This window comes from Caballeronia sp. NK8 (assembly GCF_018408855.1).
Taxonomy (GTDB): Bacteria; Pseudomonadota; Gammaproteobacteria; order Burkholderiales; family Burkholderiaceae; genus Caballeronia.
In genome coordinates, this window is record NZ_AP024322.1 from 421,563 (window position 1) to 438,507 (window position 16,945).

The 16,945-nt window shown below is 64.2% G+C and carries 16 protein-coding genes and 1 riboswitch; of the genes, 8 read left to right on the forward strand and 8 right to left on the reverse strand.

Annotated features, from left to right (window positions below):
- Nucleotides 1–17 precede the first annotated feature (17 nt).
- The 4 genes from ybeY to NK8_RS02015 form a co-directional block, all read right to left on the reverse strand.
- Nucleotides 18–488, reverse strand: coding sequence for an rRNA maturation RNase YbeY (ybeY, locus tag NK8_RS02000; RefSeq protein ID WP_213227063.1), 471 nt, complete (start codon nucleotides 486–488; stop codon nucleotides 18–20).
- Nucleotides 485–1,600 (reverse strand): PhoH family protein, encoded by a 1,116-nt coding sequence (locus NK8_RS02005; RefSeq protein WP_162064914.1) that lies wholly within the window; start codon nucleotides 1,598–1,600, stop codon nucleotides 485–487. The genes ybeY and NK8_RS02005 overlap by 4 nt, the downstream gene beginning before the upstream one ends.
- A gap of 20 nt (nucleotides 1,601–1,620) precedes the next feature.
- Nucleotides 1,621–2,982 (reverse strand): tRNA (N6-isopentenyl adenosine(37)-C2)-methylthiotransferase MiaB, encoded by a 1,362-nt coding sequence (gene miaB / locus NK8_RS02010; protein WP_213227065.1) that lies wholly within the window; start codon nucleotides 2,980–2,982, stop codon nucleotides 1,621–1,623.
- Between the two features lie 124 nt (nucleotides 2,983–3,106).
- On the reverse strand, nucleotides 3,107–4,078 hold the full coding sequence (locus NK8_RS02015) for a LysR family transcriptional regulator (protein WP_213228442.1): 972 nt from the start codon (nucleotides 4,076–4,078) through the stop codon (nucleotides 3,107–3,109).
- 117 nt (nucleotides 4,079–4,195) lie between these two features.
- Between NK8_RS02015 and NK8_RS02020 the strand changes: the two genes are divergently transcribed.
- From NK8_RS02020 to NK8_RS02030, 3 genes are read left to right on the forward strand one after another with little or no spacing between them, the layout of a single operon-like run.
- Nucleotides 4,196–4,579: a VOC family protein gene (locus tag NK8_RS02020; RefSeq protein WP_213227067.1), complete on the forward strand. Its 384-nt coding sequence runs from the start codon at nucleotides 4,196–4,198 to the stop codon at nucleotides 4,577–4,579.
- A gap of 12 nt (nucleotides 4,580–4,591) precedes the next feature.
- Nucleotides 4,592–5,770, forward strand: a complete 1,179-nt coding sequence (locus NK8_RS02025) for an MFS transporter (RefSeq protein WP_213227069.1) — start codon at nucleotides 4,592–4,594, stop codon at nucleotides 5,768–5,770.
- Between the two features lie 37 nt (nucleotides 5,771–5,807).
- Nucleotides 5,808–6,494: an HAD family phosphatase gene (locus tag NK8_RS02030; protein ID WP_213227071.1), complete on the forward strand. Its 687-nt coding sequence runs from the start codon at nucleotides 5,808–5,810 to the stop codon at nucleotides 6,492–6,494.
- Between the two features lie 12 nt (nucleotides 6,495–6,506).
- On the opposite strand, the gene ribB is transcribed toward NK8_RS02030, so the two are convergent.
- Nucleotides 6,507–7,217: a 3,4-dihydroxy-2-butanone-4-phosphate synthase gene (ribB, locus tag NK8_RS02035; RefSeq protein ID WP_213228444.1), complete on the reverse strand. Its 711-nt coding sequence runs from the start codon at nucleotides 7,215–7,217 to the stop codon at nucleotides 6,507–6,509.
- A gap of 178 nt (nucleotides 7,218–7,395) precedes the next feature.
- Nucleotides 7,396–7,558, reverse strand: a riboswitch (FMN riboswitch).
- Nucleotides 7,559–7,672: 114 nt separating this feature from the next.
- The gene (gene glpK / locus NK8_RS02040; RefSeq protein WP_213227073.1) at nucleotides 7,673–9,169 is read right to left on the reverse strand and encodes a glycerol kinase GlpK; all 1,497 of its coding nucleotides are present in this window, start codon (nucleotides 9,167–9,169) and stop codon (nucleotides 7,673–7,675) included.
- A gap of 193 nt (nucleotides 9,170–9,362) precedes the next feature.
- Between glpK and NK8_RS02045 the strand changes: the two genes are divergently transcribed.
- Complete coding sequence (locus tag NK8_RS02045) at nucleotides 9,363–9,743, forward strand: hypothetical protein (protein ID WP_213227075.1); 381 nt, start codon at nucleotides 9,363–9,365, stop codon at nucleotides 9,741–9,743.
- Nucleotides 9,744–9,818: 75 nt separating this feature from the next.
- Here the strand turns inward: NK8_RS02045 and NK8_RS02050 are convergent, their stop codons facing one another.
- On the reverse strand, nucleotides 9,819–10,016 hold the full coding sequence (locus NK8_RS02050; protein ID WP_008351420.1) for a hypothetical protein: 198 nt from the start codon (nucleotides 10,014–10,016) through the stop codon (nucleotides 9,819–9,821).
- 458 nt (nucleotides 10,017–10,474) lie between these two features.
- Here NK8_RS02050 and ggt point away from each other — a divergent pair, with 458 nt between their 5' ends.
- The 4 genes from ggt to NK8_RS02070 all read left to right on the forward strand — a co-directional run bounded on the left by ggt (nucleotide 10,475) and on the right by NK8_RS02070 (nucleotide 15,270).
- Nucleotides 10,475–12,112 (forward strand): gamma-glutamyltransferase, encoded by a 1,638-nt coding sequence (ggt, locus tag NK8_RS02055; RefSeq protein ID WP_213227077.1) that lies wholly within the window; start codon nucleotides 10,475–10,477, stop codon nucleotides 12,110–12,112.
- Between the two features lie 210 nt (nucleotides 12,113–12,322).
- Nucleotides 12,323–13,579 carry an MFS transporter gene (locus NK8_RS02060; RefSeq protein WP_225936230.1) on the forward strand — a complete coding sequence of 419 codons (1,257 nt, stop codon included), beginning with the start codon at nucleotides 12,323–12,325 and terminating at the stop codon, nucleotides 13,577–13,579.
- Nucleotides 13,580–13,892: 313 nt separating this feature from the next.
- Nucleotides 13,893–14,717, forward strand: a complete 825-nt coding sequence (locus NK8_RS02065) for a ferritin-like domain-containing protein (RefSeq protein ID WP_162064923.1) — start codon at nucleotides 13,893–13,895, stop codon at nucleotides 14,715–14,717.
- A 40-nt stretch (nucleotides 14,718–14,757) separates the two neighbouring features.
- Nucleotides 14,758–15,270, forward strand: a complete 513-nt coding sequence (locus tag NK8_RS02070; RefSeq protein ID WP_213227079.1) for a hypothetical protein — start codon at nucleotides 14,758–14,760, stop codon at nucleotides 15,268–15,270.
- Between the two features lie 46 nt (nucleotides 15,271–15,316).
- Here NK8_RS02070 and NK8_RS02075 read toward each other — a convergent pair whose 3' ends face one another.
- Nucleotides 15,317–16,828 carry a DEAD/DEAH box helicase gene (locus tag NK8_RS02075; protein WP_213227081.1) on the reverse strand — a complete coding sequence of 504 codons (1,512 nt, stop codon included), beginning with the start codon at nucleotides 16,826–16,828 and terminating at the stop codon, nucleotides 15,317–15,319.
- Nucleotides 16,829–16,945 lie beyond the last annotated feature (117 nt).

Here is a 16,945-nt window from a genome sequence, read left to right on the forward strand (position 1 = left end):
GGCACGTCAAAGGCACGTCAAAGGCACGTCAAAGGCACGTAAGGATCGGAAAATCCCAGAGACTGCATGATATCCGTCTCGATCGATTCCATCTCCTGCGCTTCGCTTTCGATCTCGTGGTCGTAGCCCTGCGCATGCAGCGTGCCGTGGACGATCAGATGCGCGTAGTGCGCGGCGAGCGGCTTGCCCTGTTCGGCCGCCTCGCGTTCGACAACCGGGCAGCACAGGATCAGGTCGCCCGCGACGGGATCGTCCTCCGATTCCGCATAGGCAAAGGTCAGCACGTTGGTCGCGTAGTCCTTCTGCCGATACGTCCGGTTGAGCATCCGGCCTTCGTCCTCGTCGACGAAGCGCACCGTCAGCTCGGCGTCGGCGAAGAGCGACGCCTTGATCCAGCGCACGACCGTCGCGCGCGGCAGGATCGCCTTGTGCGACGGATACGCCTTCGCGGCAGGAAACTGCATCGTGAGCGTGAGACGGGGCTTCATTCCGGCTTCGGCGATTGCTGGGCGACGCGCGCGGCTTCCGCGATCGCGGCGTCTTTTTGCGACTGCGCGTCGTAAGCCTCGACGATGCGCGCGACGAGCGGATGCCGCACCACGTCCGCCGACGTGAAGTGCGTGATCGCGATGCCGCGCACTTCCGACAGCACATGCTGCGCCTCGATCAGCCCGCTCTTGTGGCCGCGCGGCAAGTCGACCTGCGTCGTGTCGCCGGTGACGACCGCCTTCGAGCCGAAGCCGATGCGCGTGAGGAACATCTTCATCTGTTCGGGCGTGGTGTTCTGCGCCTCGTCGAGAATGATGAACGCGTGATTCAGCGTGCGGCCGCGCATGTACGCGAGCGGCGCGATTTCGATCATCTGGCGCTCGAACATCTTCGCGGTCTTGTCGAAGCCGAGCAGATCATAGAGCGCGTCGTAGAGCGGGCGCAGATACGGATCGACTTTCTGCGCGAGATCGCCGGGCAAAAAGCCGAGCCGCTCGCCCGCTTCGACGGCCGGGCGCGTCAGCACGATGCGCTTCACCTGATCGCGTTCGAGCGCATCGACCGCGCACGCGACCGCGAGATAGGTCTTGCCCGTGCCCGCCGGTCCGATGCCGAAGGTGACATCGTGCGCGATGATCTGCTTCAGATAGTCGCGCTGCGCGGGCGTGCGTCCGCGCAGATCCGCGCGACGCGTGTAGAGCTTCGGCCCGTGGTCTTCGTCTTCGCCGAGATCGATCGTCGCGCTCGGTTCATCGAACGGATGATCGGGATCGCCACGAAAGCGCGGATCGGCTTCGCCTTCTTCGCCGTTGGCTTCGCGCGCGTCTCTCGCGCGGCGCGTCGCATGACGCGCTTCGACGAGCGCGAGCTGAATGTCGTCGACGGAAATCGGATCGCGCGCGCGGTTGTAGAAGTTTTCGAGCGCCGCGAGCGCGACCTTCGCGCCACGGCCACGAATCGAAATCTTGTGGCCGCGCCGCGAGAGCGTCACGTCGAGCGCCTGCTCGATCTGCCGCAGGTTCTCGTCGAGCGGGCCGCAGAGGTTGGCGAGCCGGGCGTTGTCTTCGCGCGGCGCCGTAAATTCAAGATGCTGCGTGGGAGCGTTCTTCAAAGTGAACTTGTGTTCCTGTCTTAGTGCGTCAGCTCGGGCGCCATCACCAGTTCGCCGCGCAGCGAATGCGGATACGCGTGCACGATCTTCACGTCGATCATCTGGCCGATCAGCCGCGCGTGCGATTCCACCGGCGCAGGGAAATTGACGACGCGGTTGTTCTGCGTGCGTCCGGCAAGCTCGTTCGGGTCCTTGCGCGCCGGGCGCTCGACCAGAATGCGCTCGACGCGGCCGACCATCGACTCGCTGATGCGCTGCACGTTTTCCTCGATCGTCGCCTGCAAATGTTGCAGACGTTTGAGCTTGACCTCGCGCGGCGTGTCGTCGTGCAGGTTCGCGGCCGGCGTGCCGGGACGCGGGCTGTAGATGAACGAGAAGCTCGTGTCGTAGCGCATCTCGTCGACGAGCGTCATCATCCTGTTGAAATCGTCCTCGGTTTCGCCGGGGAAGCCGACGATGAAGTCCGTCGACAAGGACAAATCAGGGCGAATCGCGCGCAGCTTGCGGATGACCGACTTGTATTCGAGCACGGTGTAGCCGCGCTTCATCGCCATCAGGATGCGGTCCGAGCCGTGCTGCACCGGCAGATGCAGATGCGAGACGAGCTTCGGCACTTTCGCGTAGGTGTCGATGAGGCGCTGCGTGAATTCCTTCGGATGCGAAGTCGTATAGCGGATGCGCTCGATGCCCGGCACTTCCGCGACATATTCGATGAGCGTCGCGAAATCCGCGATCTCGCCCGAACCCGATGTCAGTGCGCCGCGATAAGCGTTCACGTTCTGGCCGAGCAGCGTGACTTCGCGCACGCCCTGATCGGCGAGGCCGGCGATTTCGGTGAGCACGTCGTCGAGCGGGCGCGAGACTTCGTCGCCGCGCGTGTAAGGCACGACGCAATAGCTGCAGTACTTCGAGCAGCCTTCCATGATCGACACGAACGCGCTCGGGCCGTCGACGCGCGCGGGCGGCAGGTGATCGAACTTCTCGATTTCCGGGAACGTGATGTCGACCTGCGCGCGGCCCGTGGCGCGCCGCTGGTCGATCATCGCGGGCAGGCGGTGCAGCGTCTGCGGACCGAACACGAGATCGACATACGGCGCGCGCGCGACGATCGACGCGCCTTCCTGACTCGCGACGCAACCGCCGACCCCGATCAGCAGATTCGGGTTCGCTTCCTTGAGTTCGCGCACGCGGCCGAGGTCGGAGAACACTTTCTCCTGGGCCTTTTCGCGCACCGAGCAGGTATTGAACAGAATGACGTCCGCGTCTTCGGGCGTGTCCGTCTTGACGAGTCCTTCCGCTGCGCCGAGTACGTCGACCATCTTGTCGGAGTCGTACTCGTTCATCTGGCAGCCAAAGGTCTTTACATAAACTTTCTTGGTCATGAGTCGTCGCCGGTCGCAGTGGTTAACCTGGGGGCGCTGGTCAAAAGAGGTTGAAGGGCGAGTTGCTGTTTTGGGCGGACTTCTACAGTGATCTGACCGCTTTTTGCTTTAATTTAGCCGGATATTATAGCGCCGACGGCCATTCCTGACGCTGCCCGGCCCGGTCCGGCGGATAGGCGAGATCGCCGAGCAGTTCGGCGGTGGTGGTTTCGAAGCGCTCGACCAGAAAGTCGAGCAGCACGCGCACGCGCGGCGCCATGTAGCGGTTCGCATGAAAGAGCGCGTGGACCGCGGCTTCGTGCGTGCACCAGTCGGGCAGCACCATCTGCAAGGTGCCGGCGCGCACGTCGGCGGCGATATCCCAGATCGATTTATGCGCGATGCCGTGGCCCGCGAGCGCCCAAGCGCGGGTGAGCGCGCCGTCGTTGGATTCCCATGAATCGGCGACGGGAATCGTAAACGTGTGACGTTCATCGCCGCGCACGAAATCCAGTTTGTTGAGCGGCCCGGATGACGTAACGTGCACGACGAAGTCGTGCGTCGTGAGATCTGCTGGCGTCCGTGGCACGCCCTTTCTCGCGAGATATTCCGGCGATGCGCACAGCACCCGCCGATTTGGCGCCAGCACGCGCGCGGCGAGTCCGCTATCGGGCGGCGCGCCGAAGCGAATTGCCAGATCGATTTCTTCCTGCATCAAATTCGACACCGAATCGGATAGCGTGAGCGCGAACTTCAACTCCGGATGCACCGTGACGAATTCGTCCAGCCAGCCGCGCAGCAGGTAGCGCCCGAAATCCGACGTCGCGGAAATCCGCACCTTGCCGCGCACGACGTTCTGGCCCGCCTGCAGCGCGGCTTCGGCGTCGTCGATCGCCTGGAGCGCGATGCGGCAGTGCTGCAAGTAAATGCGGCCCTCGTCCGTCACGCGCAACTGGCGCGTCGTGCGCTCGAAGAGCCGCGTGTGCAACGCCTTTTCCAGCTTGATGAGCCGCGCGCTCGCCGCCGCCGGCGACAGCCCGAGCTTGCGCCCGGCCGCCGACAGGCTGCCCGCCGCCGCCGCTTCGACAAAAAGGCGCATGTCGCCGAGCCGATCCATGGTCATTTTCAATTCCGATTTGAGAATGATTCAAAGACTAGCCCAATTCTCAAATGGCCGCCGAACTCGCAGAATGCCGACACATCGCAATTTCAAGCGGTTCACGGAGTTCACGTCATGCAACTCGACCACGTCACAATCGTCGCGCCCGACTGCGAAGCGTTCATGCGCTTTTTCGTCGATATCGCCGGGATGCGGGTCGGGCCGCGGCCGCCCTTCGGCGTCGGCGGCTACTGGCTCTATCTCGGCGCGCGGCCGGCGGTGCATCTGATCGCATCGGGCGTGGCCGGATCGGCGTCGGCTGAGCGGCCGGGCGCGACGCGCATCGATCATCTGGCGCTGCGCATCGACGACGAGGCGCAGTGGCGCGCGTTGCTCGAACGTCTCGACTGCCGTGGCTACGCGTACCAGCTCGCCGAAGTGCCGCTCGCCCGCGAGCGGCAACTCTTCGTGCGGCTGAGCGCGGGTGTCGTCGTCGAATTCGTGACAGCTCAATCCTGATCTGGAGTCACCATGCCTCTTCCCCTTCTCGCGCTGGCGATCAGCGCCTTCGCAATCGGCACGACGGAGTTCGTCATCATGGGCCTGTTGCCCAACGTCGCGCACGATCTCTCCGTATCGATTCCGTCGGCGGGCCTGCTCGTCACCGGTTACGCGCTCGGCGTCGCGGTCGGCGCGCCGCTGCTCGCCGTGCTGACGAGCAAGCTGCCGCGCAAGCTCGCGCTGCAATTGCTGATGCTCGTGTTCATCGTCGGCAATGTGCTGTGCGCGGTCGCGCCGGGCTACGGCCTGTTGATGGTCGCGCGCGTCGTCACGTCGTTCGCGCACGGCTCGTTCTTCGGCATCGGCGCGGTCGTGGCTGCGTCGCTCGTGCCGGCGGAAAAGCGCGCGAGCGCCATCGCGCTGATGTTCACCGGGCTCACGCTCGCTAACGTGCTGGGCGTGCCGTTCGGGACGTTCGTCGGCCAGGAACTGGGCTGGCGCGCGACGTTCTGGATCGTCGCCGGTCTCGGCGTGCTCTCCGCGCTCGGCGTGACGGCGCTCGTGCCGAACCGTCACGATGCCGCGCCGAGCGGTCTGGGCCGGGAAGTGCGCGTGCTGCGCGACCCGCACGTCTGGCTCGCACTGACGATGACGGTGCTCGGTTTCGGCGGTGTGTTCGTCGTGTTCACGTATATCGCGCCGATTCTCGAACAGGTCGGCGGCTTCTCGCCGCGCGCCGTCACGCTGGTTCTGGTGCTGTTCGGCGTCGGCCTCACGATCGGCAATACGATCGGCGGCAGGCTCGCCGACCGCGCGCTGATGCCGTCGCTGATGGGCATTCTGTTCGCGCTCGCCATCGTCATGGCGGTGTTCGCGAAGACGAGCCACAGCCAGATCGGCGCGATCGTCACGATCTTCGTGTGGGGCATCGCGGCGTTCGCGACGGTGCCGCCGCTGCAGACGCGCGTCGTCGAGAAGGCGAAGGACGCGCCGAATCTCGCGTCGACGCTGAATATCGGCGCATTCAACATGGGGAACGCGGGCGGCGCGTGGCTCGGCGGCGCGGTGCTGACGCACGGTTACGGACTCGACACGCTGCCGTGGGCCGCCGCCGTGGTCGCGCTCGCAGCGCTCGCCGTGACGTGGTTCGCCGCACGGCTGGATGCACCGCGCGTTACATCGGAAGTAAACGCGGCCGATGCTTGCTGAACGCTTATCATGTTGGCTCAACGTAATTCGAGCCAACATGATCGATCATCTCATCTGCGATTGCGACGGCGTACTCGTCGACAGCGAAGTCATCGCGGATCGCGTGATGCTGGACGTTCTTACCGAGACGTTTCCCGGCATCGACTTCAAACCGGCCGTCAAGACGGCTTTCGGGCAGCAGACCTCGCGCTTTCTCGGCCATCTGGAAACGAAGTTCGGCATCGTGATGCCGCCGGATTTCGTCGATACGATCGAGGCGCGCGTCTCGGTGGAACTCGCGCGCTCGGTCGGACCGATCGCCGGCGTGCGCGCCGCGCTCGAGGGCTGCGGCCTGCCGGTCGCGGTGGTGTCGAACAGCCGGATGGAGCGCGTGCGCGCGTCGGTGCGGCGGGCGGGGCTGAATGAGATCGTCGGCGCGCGCGTGTTCAGCGCGCAGCAAGTGGAGCGGCCGAAGCCTTATCCGGATGTCTATCTCCTGGCGGCGCGCACGCTGGAAATCGATCCGGCGCGCTGCCTCGTCGTGGAAGACAGCGTCGCCGGACTGACGGCGGCGCGCGCGGCGGGCATGAAGACCATCGCGTTCGTCGGAGCGAGCCATATTCCGTCCGGTTACGCGCAAGTGCTGCGCGAAACCGGCATCACGCGAATCATGGAGCACATGGACGAACTGCCCGCGCTCGTCGCGGCGGCCAGGCGCGGGGAGTTCGGCGACCTGCTGTCCTGAAGCGCCTTTGGCTCAGGCTGCTTCCTCGGCAGTCTCGCGCGCCGCGGCAAGCGCCGCGCGGAATTCGACCAGCTCCGCGATGGTCAGCATCGGCAGACCGTGTTCTTTCGCGAAGCGCTCGACCTGCGCGCCGCGCGTCATGGTGCCGTCGGCATTCATCAGTTCGCACAGCACGCCCGCAGGCTTGAGACCGGCGAGGATCGCCAGATCGACCGTGCCTTCCGTATGGCCGCGCCGCGCGAGCACGCCGCCCGGCATCGCGCGCAGCGGGAACACGTGGCCCGGCCGCACGATATCGCCCGGCTTTGCCTGATCGGCGATGGCCGCGCGGATCGTCGTCACGCGATCGGCCGCCGACACCCCCGTGGTCACGCCTTCGCGCGCCTCGATCGACACGGTGAACGCGGTGCCGTAGCGGCTGCCGTTCGCGGCGGCCATCGGCGAAAGTTCGAGCGCGCGCACTTTTGCGTCGGGCAGGCACAGGCAGACGATGCCGCTGCATTCGCGGATCAGAAGCGCCATCGTCGCGTCGGTGAGCTTCTCGGCGGCAACGATCAGATCCGCTTCGTTTTCGCGATCGTCATCGTCCTGCAGAACGACGGGGCGGCCCGCGCGCATGGCGTCGAGCGCTGCGGCGATGCGCGGCGGAACGTCGAAGGAAGCGAGCTGGGGGAGATCGGCAGAGGCGTCGTCAGCGATGACGGCGGGTGCGGCGAACGACAGGCTGTTGTGGGTTTGAGTCTGGGACATGTGAAACGCTCTCGCGGAACAATTGGGCGAAAAACGTTTCAGGGCATTGCAAACAGACAGAACGACACCCCACGGCGACGCGCCGGCAAGGCGCGGCGTCGTCCGGTTCGGCGCGATGCGTGAATCGCCGGGGGAACGGACTTGACTATCTGCACATCTTCTCTCATCCGGACTATGACCGTCGGCTCTGGCATCTCACCAGATCTGCTGACCCCGCGCGTGATGCGGCGCGGGCGCTCGCGGGCTCGAGGTTCGGCCGCGAGGCCTCGCCACTTACCGCCGGTGGGGAATTGCACCCCGCCCTGAAGACGTACTGAATGCCGGCAAGCCGAACAGGCTCGACAGCTTTTTCAGGATACCGCACGTGCGAAATTTTTGCACTGCCGCATGGATCATCGTTCCGGAAAACGACATGCGCAGCGAGCACGTCAGCTGTCCGCCCAGACTTTTGTGGCATTGACCGCGCGCCGCCATCCGGCGAGAGACGCAGCGATCTCCTCTTCAGGCATCGATGGCGAAAAACGCCGTTCCAGTTGCCACTGCGCCTTGAGTTCGTCGACGTCCTTCCAGTAACCCACCGCGAGCCCCGCCAGATAAGCCGCGCCGAGCGCCGTGGTTTCCGCGATGCGCGGCCGCGCGACGCCGACACCGAGCAGATCGGCCTGAAACTGCATCAGCAGATCGTTCGCGCACGCGCCGCCATCGACGCGCAATTCGCCGATACGCATGCCCGAGTCCGCTTCCATTGCCTTCAGCACGTCGAGCGACTGATACGCGATCGAATCGAGCGCCGCCCGCGCGATATGGCTGGCCGTCGTGCCGCGCGTCACGCCGAAGAGCGTGCCGCGTGCGCGCGCATTCCAGTGCGGGGCGCCAAGACCGGCGAACGCGGGCACGAGATAGACGCCATCGCTATGCGGCACGTTGCGCGCGAGCGCCTCGACTTCGCTCGCGTGGCGGATGAGGCCGAGCCCGTCGCGCAGCCATTGCACGACCGCGCCCGCGATGAAAATGCTGCCTTCGAGGGCATAGTCGACCCGGTCGCCGATTTGCCATGCGATCGTGGTGACGAGGTTGTTGCGCGACTCGATCGGCTTCTCGCCCGTGTTCATGACGAGAAAGCAGCCGGTGCCGTAGGTGTTTTTCACCATGCCCGACTCCGTGCACATCTGCCCGAAGAGCGCGGCGTGCTGATCGCCGGCAAGCGATGCGAGCGGGACGTCCGATGCGAACACCGTACCCTGCGTTGGGCCGTAGACCTCGGACGATGTCCGCACTTCGGGCAGCATGCTGCGCGGAATGTCGAGCGCGTCGAGCAGTTCGTCGTCCCAGCGCCGCGCGTGGATGTCGAAGAGCATGGTGCGCGATGCGTTCGTGATATCGGTGATGTGCATGCCACGCCGCGTGAAATTCCACACGAGCCAGCTATCGACGGTGCCGAAGGCGAGCCGCCCTTGCTTCGCCTTGTCGCGCGCGCCCTCGACGTTATCGAGAATCCAGCGGATTTTCGTTGCGGAGAAATAGGCATCGATCGGCAGGCCGGTCTTTGCGCGCACCATCGATTCGAGACCGCGCGACCTGAGCTCGTCGCACAGCGCTGCCGTGCGGCGGTCCTGCCAGACGATCGCGTTATAGATCGGCTTGCCGGTTTCGCGGTCCCACACGACGGTGGTTTCCCGCTGATTCGTGATGCCGATCGCCGCGATCGAAGAAGCGTTCGCGCCCGCGCGCGTGACGGCCTCAGCGGCGACGCCCGCCTGCGTCGACCAGATTTCCTGCGGATCGTGCTCGACCCAGCCCGCTTCGGGATAGATCTGCTGGAATTCCTTCTGCGCCACGGACACGATGTTGCCGTTTCTGTCGAACAGCATGGCGCGCGAACTGGTGGTGCCCTGATCGAGCGCGAGAACGTACTGATCCTTCATGGTCTCCTCCGGTTTGAGCGGTCCGTGTGCGAAATCTATCGGAGCGGGACCGCCCGGACAACCTGGCCGAACGGCATAGGTCGCGTGACATGCTCCGCTACGCGTGCAAAATGCCTATGCCATCCGGTCAGGTGGCGTCACGGTTCCGTTCGTCCGATACTGACGGAACACAATCGAGCGAACGGTGAGTGCGATGCGAATGCTGTTGATGTCAGGCGTGCTGGGAACGGCGATGCTGGCGGGCTGCGTGGGAACGCCGAGCCTTGGCGATTCGACGGGCGCGTCTTCGTTCGGTGCGCTGCAGGAGATGTGCGGAGCGTCGCCGGCCGATTACGGCGCCGATGCGCAATCCGTCTATTCGGCCTTCTTCGACGCGTACGTCGCCCAGCGCCGGGGCGGGCTGTCGAGAGAACGCTTCTGCGCGTTCCAAACGGCGATCGCCGAGCGGTATCGCGCCTATCGGGCGAATCCCGGCCCCGAAGCGCAGAGCGCATGGGCAAACTTCTTCCTGGATCAGCGCGCGCAGGCGCTCAGTTGGCGTGCAGCAGTCGACCCGACGCTGCGCGCCGGATGAAGCAATCTGTGATTTGAAACCAGAGGGATGAAACGGACGCGGTCCCCGACCGCGTCATGAGTCCTGCCGCGCGTGCTATGAGTAACGCTTGAAAGCCTTGACTGTGGAATCGCCGGTGGCGGTGAGGCGCCATTGCTGACGTCCCGAAGCGAGATTTTCGAGTTGAACGAGCTGGCGTTCGAGCAAGGCGTCGAGTTCCTCGCGTTCCATATCGACTTGATTAGGTGCTTCCTGAACCAGTAGCAGCGTGGCAAATTCGTGCGGACTCAGCATTGTGTTCTCCATGACGACCGAACGGCATAAGCAGCCGGCTTTGTAAGCCGGATCTTTTTGCTTCGAAACGTTGTACGGGGAAACTGGGAAACCGCCGGGCAAACGCAAAGATTGTGTACCGCGATTGCCGGGAATTGGGATTGTAGGCAAGCGTCTGACAAGTGCCAAATCCCAAAACGAAAATTTTTACTTTGACTTTTTGCGTGCCCGGAGGCGGTCCCCGACTCACGCAAATTTGAAGAATCCACTTGAAGTTCGTGCGGCGGCGCACACAAACATCGGGCGATGCGATGCTCGCGGCCTGATCGAATGCTCGCTGCATTCATGCGCCCAGCTCATTAATTCATACGATAAATGAATTTGTTTTAAATTAAGCGCGCAATGCAATATTCTCTTTTGCCCGGACGGTTATCGACACCGCCCGCGCCGTTCCGCCCTGGTATCCCGGACTTCATTCAATGACTCGCTTCAACTGGCAAAACCCGTATCCCACGCCGCGCCTGCCGGTGTTCGCCCGCAATATCGTATCGACGTCCCATCCGCTTGCCGCGCAGGCCGGCCTGCGCATGCTCTGGAAGGGCGGCAATGCCGTCGATGCAGCCATCGCCGCGGCGGCCGCCATCACCGTTGTCGAGCCGGTATCGTGCGGCCTGGGTGGCGATGCCTTCGCCTTGGTCTGGGACGGCAAGAAGCTGCACGGTCTGAATGCGTCGGGCGTGTCGCCCGCGGCATGGAACGTCGACTATTTCCGGCGCAAGTACGGCGAGGAGAACGGCCTGGCGCGCCAGCCCAAGCGCGGCTGGGACGCCGTGACCGTGCCGGGCGTGATTGCCGGATGGGAAGCGTTGCACGCGAAGTTCGGCACGCTGCCGTTCGCCGACTTGATGGAACCCGCGATCGAGATTGCCGAGCGTGGTCACGCGGTGGCGAGCATCGTCGCGTACAAGTGGGCGGCGGCGGTGCCCGAGCTCAAGGATCAGCCAGGCTTCGCGGACGTCTTCATGCCGCGCGGCCGCGCGCCCGAGGTGAGCGAACTCGTGCGCTTTCCCGGTCACGCAAAGACCTTGCGGCTGCTCGCGCAGCACGGTCCGCGCGCGTACTACGAGGGCGAAATCGCCGAGCGCATTGCGTCGTTCGCGCGCGAAGGCGGCGCCGCATTGACGATGGACGACTTGCGCAACTATCGCGCGGACTGGGTCGAGCCGATCAGCAAGGACTATCGCGGCCATACGGTGCACGAGATTCCGCCGAACGGGCAGGGCATCGCCGCGCTGATCGCGCTCGGCATTCTCGACAAGTTCGATGTCGGCACGCTCGCCGTCGATCGCATCGAGTCGCAGCATTTGCAGATCGAGGCGATGAAGCTCGCGTTCGCCGACGTCTACCGCTACGTCGCCGATCCGCGCTCGATGGACGTGACGCCCGAGCAGATGCTGGACGACGCGTATCTGACCGAGCGCGCGAAGCTCATCGACCCGAAGAAGGCCACGCAATTCGACTTCGGCATGCCGAAGGCGGGCGGCACCATTTATATGTCGGTGGCCGATGAGCGCGGCATGATGGTGAGCTTCATTCAGTCGAATTACATGGGCTTCGGCTCGGGCGTGGTCGTGCCGGATACGGGTATCGCGCTGCAGAACCGCGGCTGCGGTTTCTCGATGGATCCGAAGTCCGCGAACGTCGTGGAAGGCGGCAAGCGTCCGTTCCATACGATCATCCCCGCGTTTCTCACGCAGGAAGTCGATGGCAAGCGCGAAGCGGTAATGAGCTTCGGCGTGATGGGCGGCGACATGCAGCCGCAGGGCCATCTGCAATCCGTCGTACGTATGCTCGACTACGGCCAGCAGCCGCAGGCCGCGTGCGATGCGCCGCGCTGGAAGGTCAACCGCGACTTCACCATCGATATCGAGGCCACGCTCGATCCCGAAACCGCGCGTGCGCTCGAAGGCTTCGGTCACACGATCAAGTCCGTCGACGATCCTTACATGGACTTCGGCTCGGGCCAGTACATCTGGAAGCTCGATCGCAACGATCCCGAACGTGGTTATGTCGCGGCAAGCGACAGCCGGCGCGACGGTCTCGCCGCCGGCTTCTAAAACGACCATCGGAGACCGGTTCGTGCGACCGGTCTCCATCCAACAAGACAACGCGTCTATTCGCTGCTTCCAGGCATGCGAAGGGAAACGCGCATGCCCGCGTCGGGCGAAGAGAAAGGGGACATCATGAATGAACAGGCGTATCGGGCGCCGAATGCTCAAGCTGCTGCGGCCGAAGCGTCCGCGCAAAGAGCGGCGCCATCGGAGGCGATGATCCGTCGTATCGTGTTCTCGTCGTCGATCGGCAACGCGCTCGAGTGGTTCGACTTTCTCGTCTACGGCTATTTCGCCACGGTGATCGCGAAGGCGTTCTTTCCGTCGCACGACGAGTGGTTGTCGACGATGCTGGCCATCGGCACGTTCGGCATTTCGTTCCTGATGCGTCCGCTCGGCGCGATCGTGCTCGGCATCTACGGCGACCGCAAAGGTCGCAAGGCCGCGCTCACACTCGCCATTCTGCTGATGATGGTCGGCACGCTCACCATGGCCGTGATGCCGTCGTACGCGCACATCGGCTTGGCGGCGCCGCTTCTGATCCTGCTTGCGCGGCTCGTTCAAGGCTTCGCGGTCGGCGGCGAGTTCGGCAGCGCGACGGCGTTCATGGTCGAGCACAGCGAAGCGCGGCGCGGCTATTACGCAAGCTGGCAGTTCGCGAGTCAAGGGCTCGCCGCGATCATGGCCGCGGCTTTCGGCTCGGTGCTGAGCGCGTGGCTGCCGCAGCCTCAACTCGAAAGCTGGGGCTGGCGCATTCCGTTCGTCTTCGGTCTGCTCGTCGGCCCGGTGGGCTACTACATCCGTTCGCATCTGGACGAAACGCCGGAATTTCTCGCGACGCGCGCCGAAAACAAAGCGAGCGCGCCCGGCGTCTCGTTCTCGAATCAATGGCTGAACCTGTTGCTGGCCGTCGGCATCGTTGCGCAATCGACGGTCGGTGTGTACGTCTTGCAACTCTATATGCCGATGTATGCCGTCAAGCAGCTTCATCTTCCCGCGACGGCGTCGTTCGCCGTCGTGGTGCTCAATGGCGGACTTCAGTTCATTTTCTCGCCGTTGATGGGCGCGCTCTCCGACCGTTTCGGACGCATTCGCATCATGCTCGGCACGTCGATTTTCATGGGCGTAACGATTTATCCGATGTTTGCGTGGCTGCAGTCACACCCGACGATCGCCTCGCTCGTCATGCTGCAATCGGTCGCGGGCATTCTCAAGGCGGCATATTCCGGTCCGATGCCCGCGCTGATGTCCGAGATCTTCCCGACGCGCGTGCGCTCGACCGGTCTCTCGATCGGCTACGCGCTCGGCGTCACGCTGTTCGGCGGCTTCGCGCCTACGATCGTCGAGGCGTTCATCCACGTCACCGGCGACAAGCTCGCGCCGAGCTATTACGTGTTGCTGGCGGCGGTGCTGTCGGGCGTCTCGCTGGCGATCGTCGCGTGGCGCATGCGCGCGGGGCGGCGCGCGATATAACGGCCAGGTCTTCTCTCTGCATTTTCAGGCTCCAGGCACGAACTTCAGCGCGCGCGTGGCACATTTCATGCTGCAGTGCACCACTGGCCGCTCGCATCGAGACTCGTAAGAAATTGGCGCAAACGGAACCGGCGCGCCGCGCAGGAGTCTGTCCCCATGCCTGCAAACTCGTTGCGGGGCGGCTAAGATGGAAAAACCTGCCGCTTAACAATTGAAGTTAGAACGCCGGGACCGAATCGTTCGCGGCGTCGCCTGAACCTCGGCTTTTGCAGTTGGCCGATGGCGCGTTCAGTACCGCCTGGGAGCGCGATATATGCACACAAACAGTACCCATGTGATGCCGTGGCGCATCGAAGACATCGATCTCACGCGGATCGATCGCCAGAAGGCGGCATCCAACGAGCATCTTCTCTTGTTGTTGTGCGCCTGCTCGTTCATCGAGAGCGGCACAGATCTTTATACGAGCAATCTCAGCAAGTATTTTCATGACGACCCCGAGATTTCGGCGTGGCTCAACAATGAGTGGGAGCCCGAAGAGATGCAGCACGGCAGGGCGCTCAAGACGTACATCAATCACGTGTGGCCCGAGTTCGACTGGGACACGGCGTTCAGGAACTTCTTCGCCGAATACTCGCTGACCTGCTCGTACGAGGAGTTCGAGAAGAAGCGCGCGCTCGAGATGGTGGCGCGCTGTGTCGTCGAGACGGGAACGGCCACGCTTTATCGCGCGATAAACGACTGCTCGGATGAACCGGTGCTGAAAGAGATCACGGACAACATCCGCACGGACGAAGTGCGCCACTACAAGCATTTTTTCCACTTTTTCAAGAAGTGGAACAAGATCGAGGGCAATGGCCGCATGGCCGTGCTCGGCGCGCTCGTGCGGCGCGTGATGGAACTCAAGAGCGAGGATTCGGAGATCGCGCTGCGGCACGTCTTCGCCATTCGTTATCCTGAGCGTGCACAGGATGTGGAATACAACCGCGAGCTGTCCGCGCGCGTGAATGCGCTCGTGCGGCGCAATCTGTCGGCCGATCAGGCGATCAAGATGCTGCTCAAGCCGCTCGATCTGCCCGCGCGCATCCAGCCGGGCGTGCACTATCCGCTCTCAAAGATGACGCAGTTGTTCTTCCGTTGAAACCTACCCCACGATGCCGGCCCGAAGCCGGCATTTTGTTATGACCGATCCCAACGCGCCGCAGCCGTCGCTTTCCTCGCAATCCGTCTTCGACGAATGGCCGCCCGAGTTGCGCGCGCTTTTCGATGGCACGTTCGCCGTCGCCGAAGCCGGTTTCACGGCATCGCTGTGCGCGGCCGATCACGCTCATCGCGTGCGAACCGCGCTGCTGAGCGCAGGCGAACTCCTCGCGCCCGATGCGCGCACACTCGCGTTCGCGTTGTGGCCATCGTCGCGAACCGCGCAGGCGGTCACCGCGACGGGACGCGCGACGCTCGCCTTCGTTTTCGACGAAGCGTTTTATCAGGTCCATCTGGATGTGCGCCGCGTGCCGCTCGATGACGTGCCGCTCGCGTGCTTCGTCGGCACGATCGAGAGTGGGGAGGTGCAGCGGGTGGGATATGCGCGACTCACGAGCGGAATCGCGTTTGAACTGACCGAAGCGGAATCGGCACTCGCGCGCTGGCGCGAGCAGCTCGAATGGCTGAAGCGGGCGGCGAGCGCCGCCGCCTGAAGCAGCGGTGCGACACGTTGGAGTGTCGCACCGGGAAATCTACGCCTTAGCGACTGCGCGTGCCCGAACGCTGGGCATCGCGTCGGCCGCCGAGCAGCGCGCCGGGGTTGCCCGTAGGCGCCGGCTTGCGCGAATTCGCGGCATGGTTCGTCGGCGCCGATTCCGCGCGTCGCGGCGCGGGGTTCGCGCTCACGTTCGGCTTGCCGGCGTTGCGTGCATCGCGTGAGGGTTGGGCGCCCGCTTTGCCTCCATTGCCACCGTTGGCCGGCCGCGCGCCACGTGCGTCGCCGTTCGGACGGCCGCCTTCGCGGCGCGCTTCCCCATTGCGCGGAGCCTGACGCCCCTGGCCTTGCCCTTGCCCCTGTCCTTGACCGCGTCCCTGACTGCGACGCTGGATCGGCTCCGGCTTCGCGTTCGGATCCGGTTCGAAGCCGGGAATCACTTCGCTCGGAATCGGCCGCTTGATGAGGCGCTCGATGTCCTTCAGGAGCTGATGCTCGTCGACGCACACCAGCGAGACGGCTTCGCCTTCCGCGCCCGCGCGCCCCGTGCGGCCGATGCGGTGCACGTAGTCTTCCGGCACGTTCGGCAGATCGAAGTTGACGACGTGCGGCAGTTGATCGATGTCGATGCCACGCGCCGCGATATCGGTCGCGACCAGCACCTGCAGCGTCTGATCCTTGAATTCGGCCAGCGCGCGCGTGCGGGCCGACTGGCTCTTGTTGCCGTGAATCGCGAGCGCGCTGATGCCATCCTTGCCGAGCTGTTCGGCGAGGCGGTTCGCGCCGTGCTTCGTGCGCGTGAAGACGAGCACCTGGAACCAGTTGTTGCCGCGGATCAGATGCGTGAGCAACTCGCGCTTGCGATCGCGATCGACCGGGTGAATCTTCTGGTCGACCTTTTCGGCCGTGGTATTGCGCCGCGCGACTTCGATGAGCGCGGGCGAGTCGAGCAGGCTGTCGGCGAGCGCCTTGATTTCGTCGGAGAACGTGGCCGAGAACAGCAGGTTCTGACGCTTCGCCGGCAGGCGCGCGAGCACGCGTTTGATGTCGTGGATGAAGCCCATGTCGAGCATGCGGTCGGCTTCGTCGAGCACGAGAATTTCGAGCTGCGAAACGTCGATCGTCTTTTGCTGCATGTGATCGAGCAGACGTCCCGGCGTCGCCACGACGATATCGACGCCACGGCGCAGCGCGTCGATCTGCGGATTGATGCCGACGCCGCCGAACATCACCGTCGACTTGAGCTTCAGGTATTTGCCGTACGCGCGCACGCTTTCCTCGACCTGCGCGGCGAGTTCGCGCGTCGGCGTGAGGATCAGCGCGCGCACCGGGCGCTTGGCGCCAGCGGCGGCGGGAGCGAGTTGCGACAGGCGCTGCAGGATCGGCAGCGTGAAACCGGCGGTCTTGCCCGTGCCGGTCTGCGCGCCCGCGAGCAGGTCGCCGCCTTTCAGGACGGCGGGAATCGCCTGGAGCTGAATCGGAGTGGGGCTGGAATAGCCGAGTTCGTTGACCGCGCGAAGCAAGGGTTCGGACAGACCAAGTGAATCAAAAGACATAAATTGGATGCTTATCGTTATATCGGGCGGCGCGGGTGCGAATCAGGGCTGCGGCGAGCAGAGCTCGGCCGGCCGCGCGCATACGCGACGCTCGGAAATAAATCGGGCGGCGGGCCA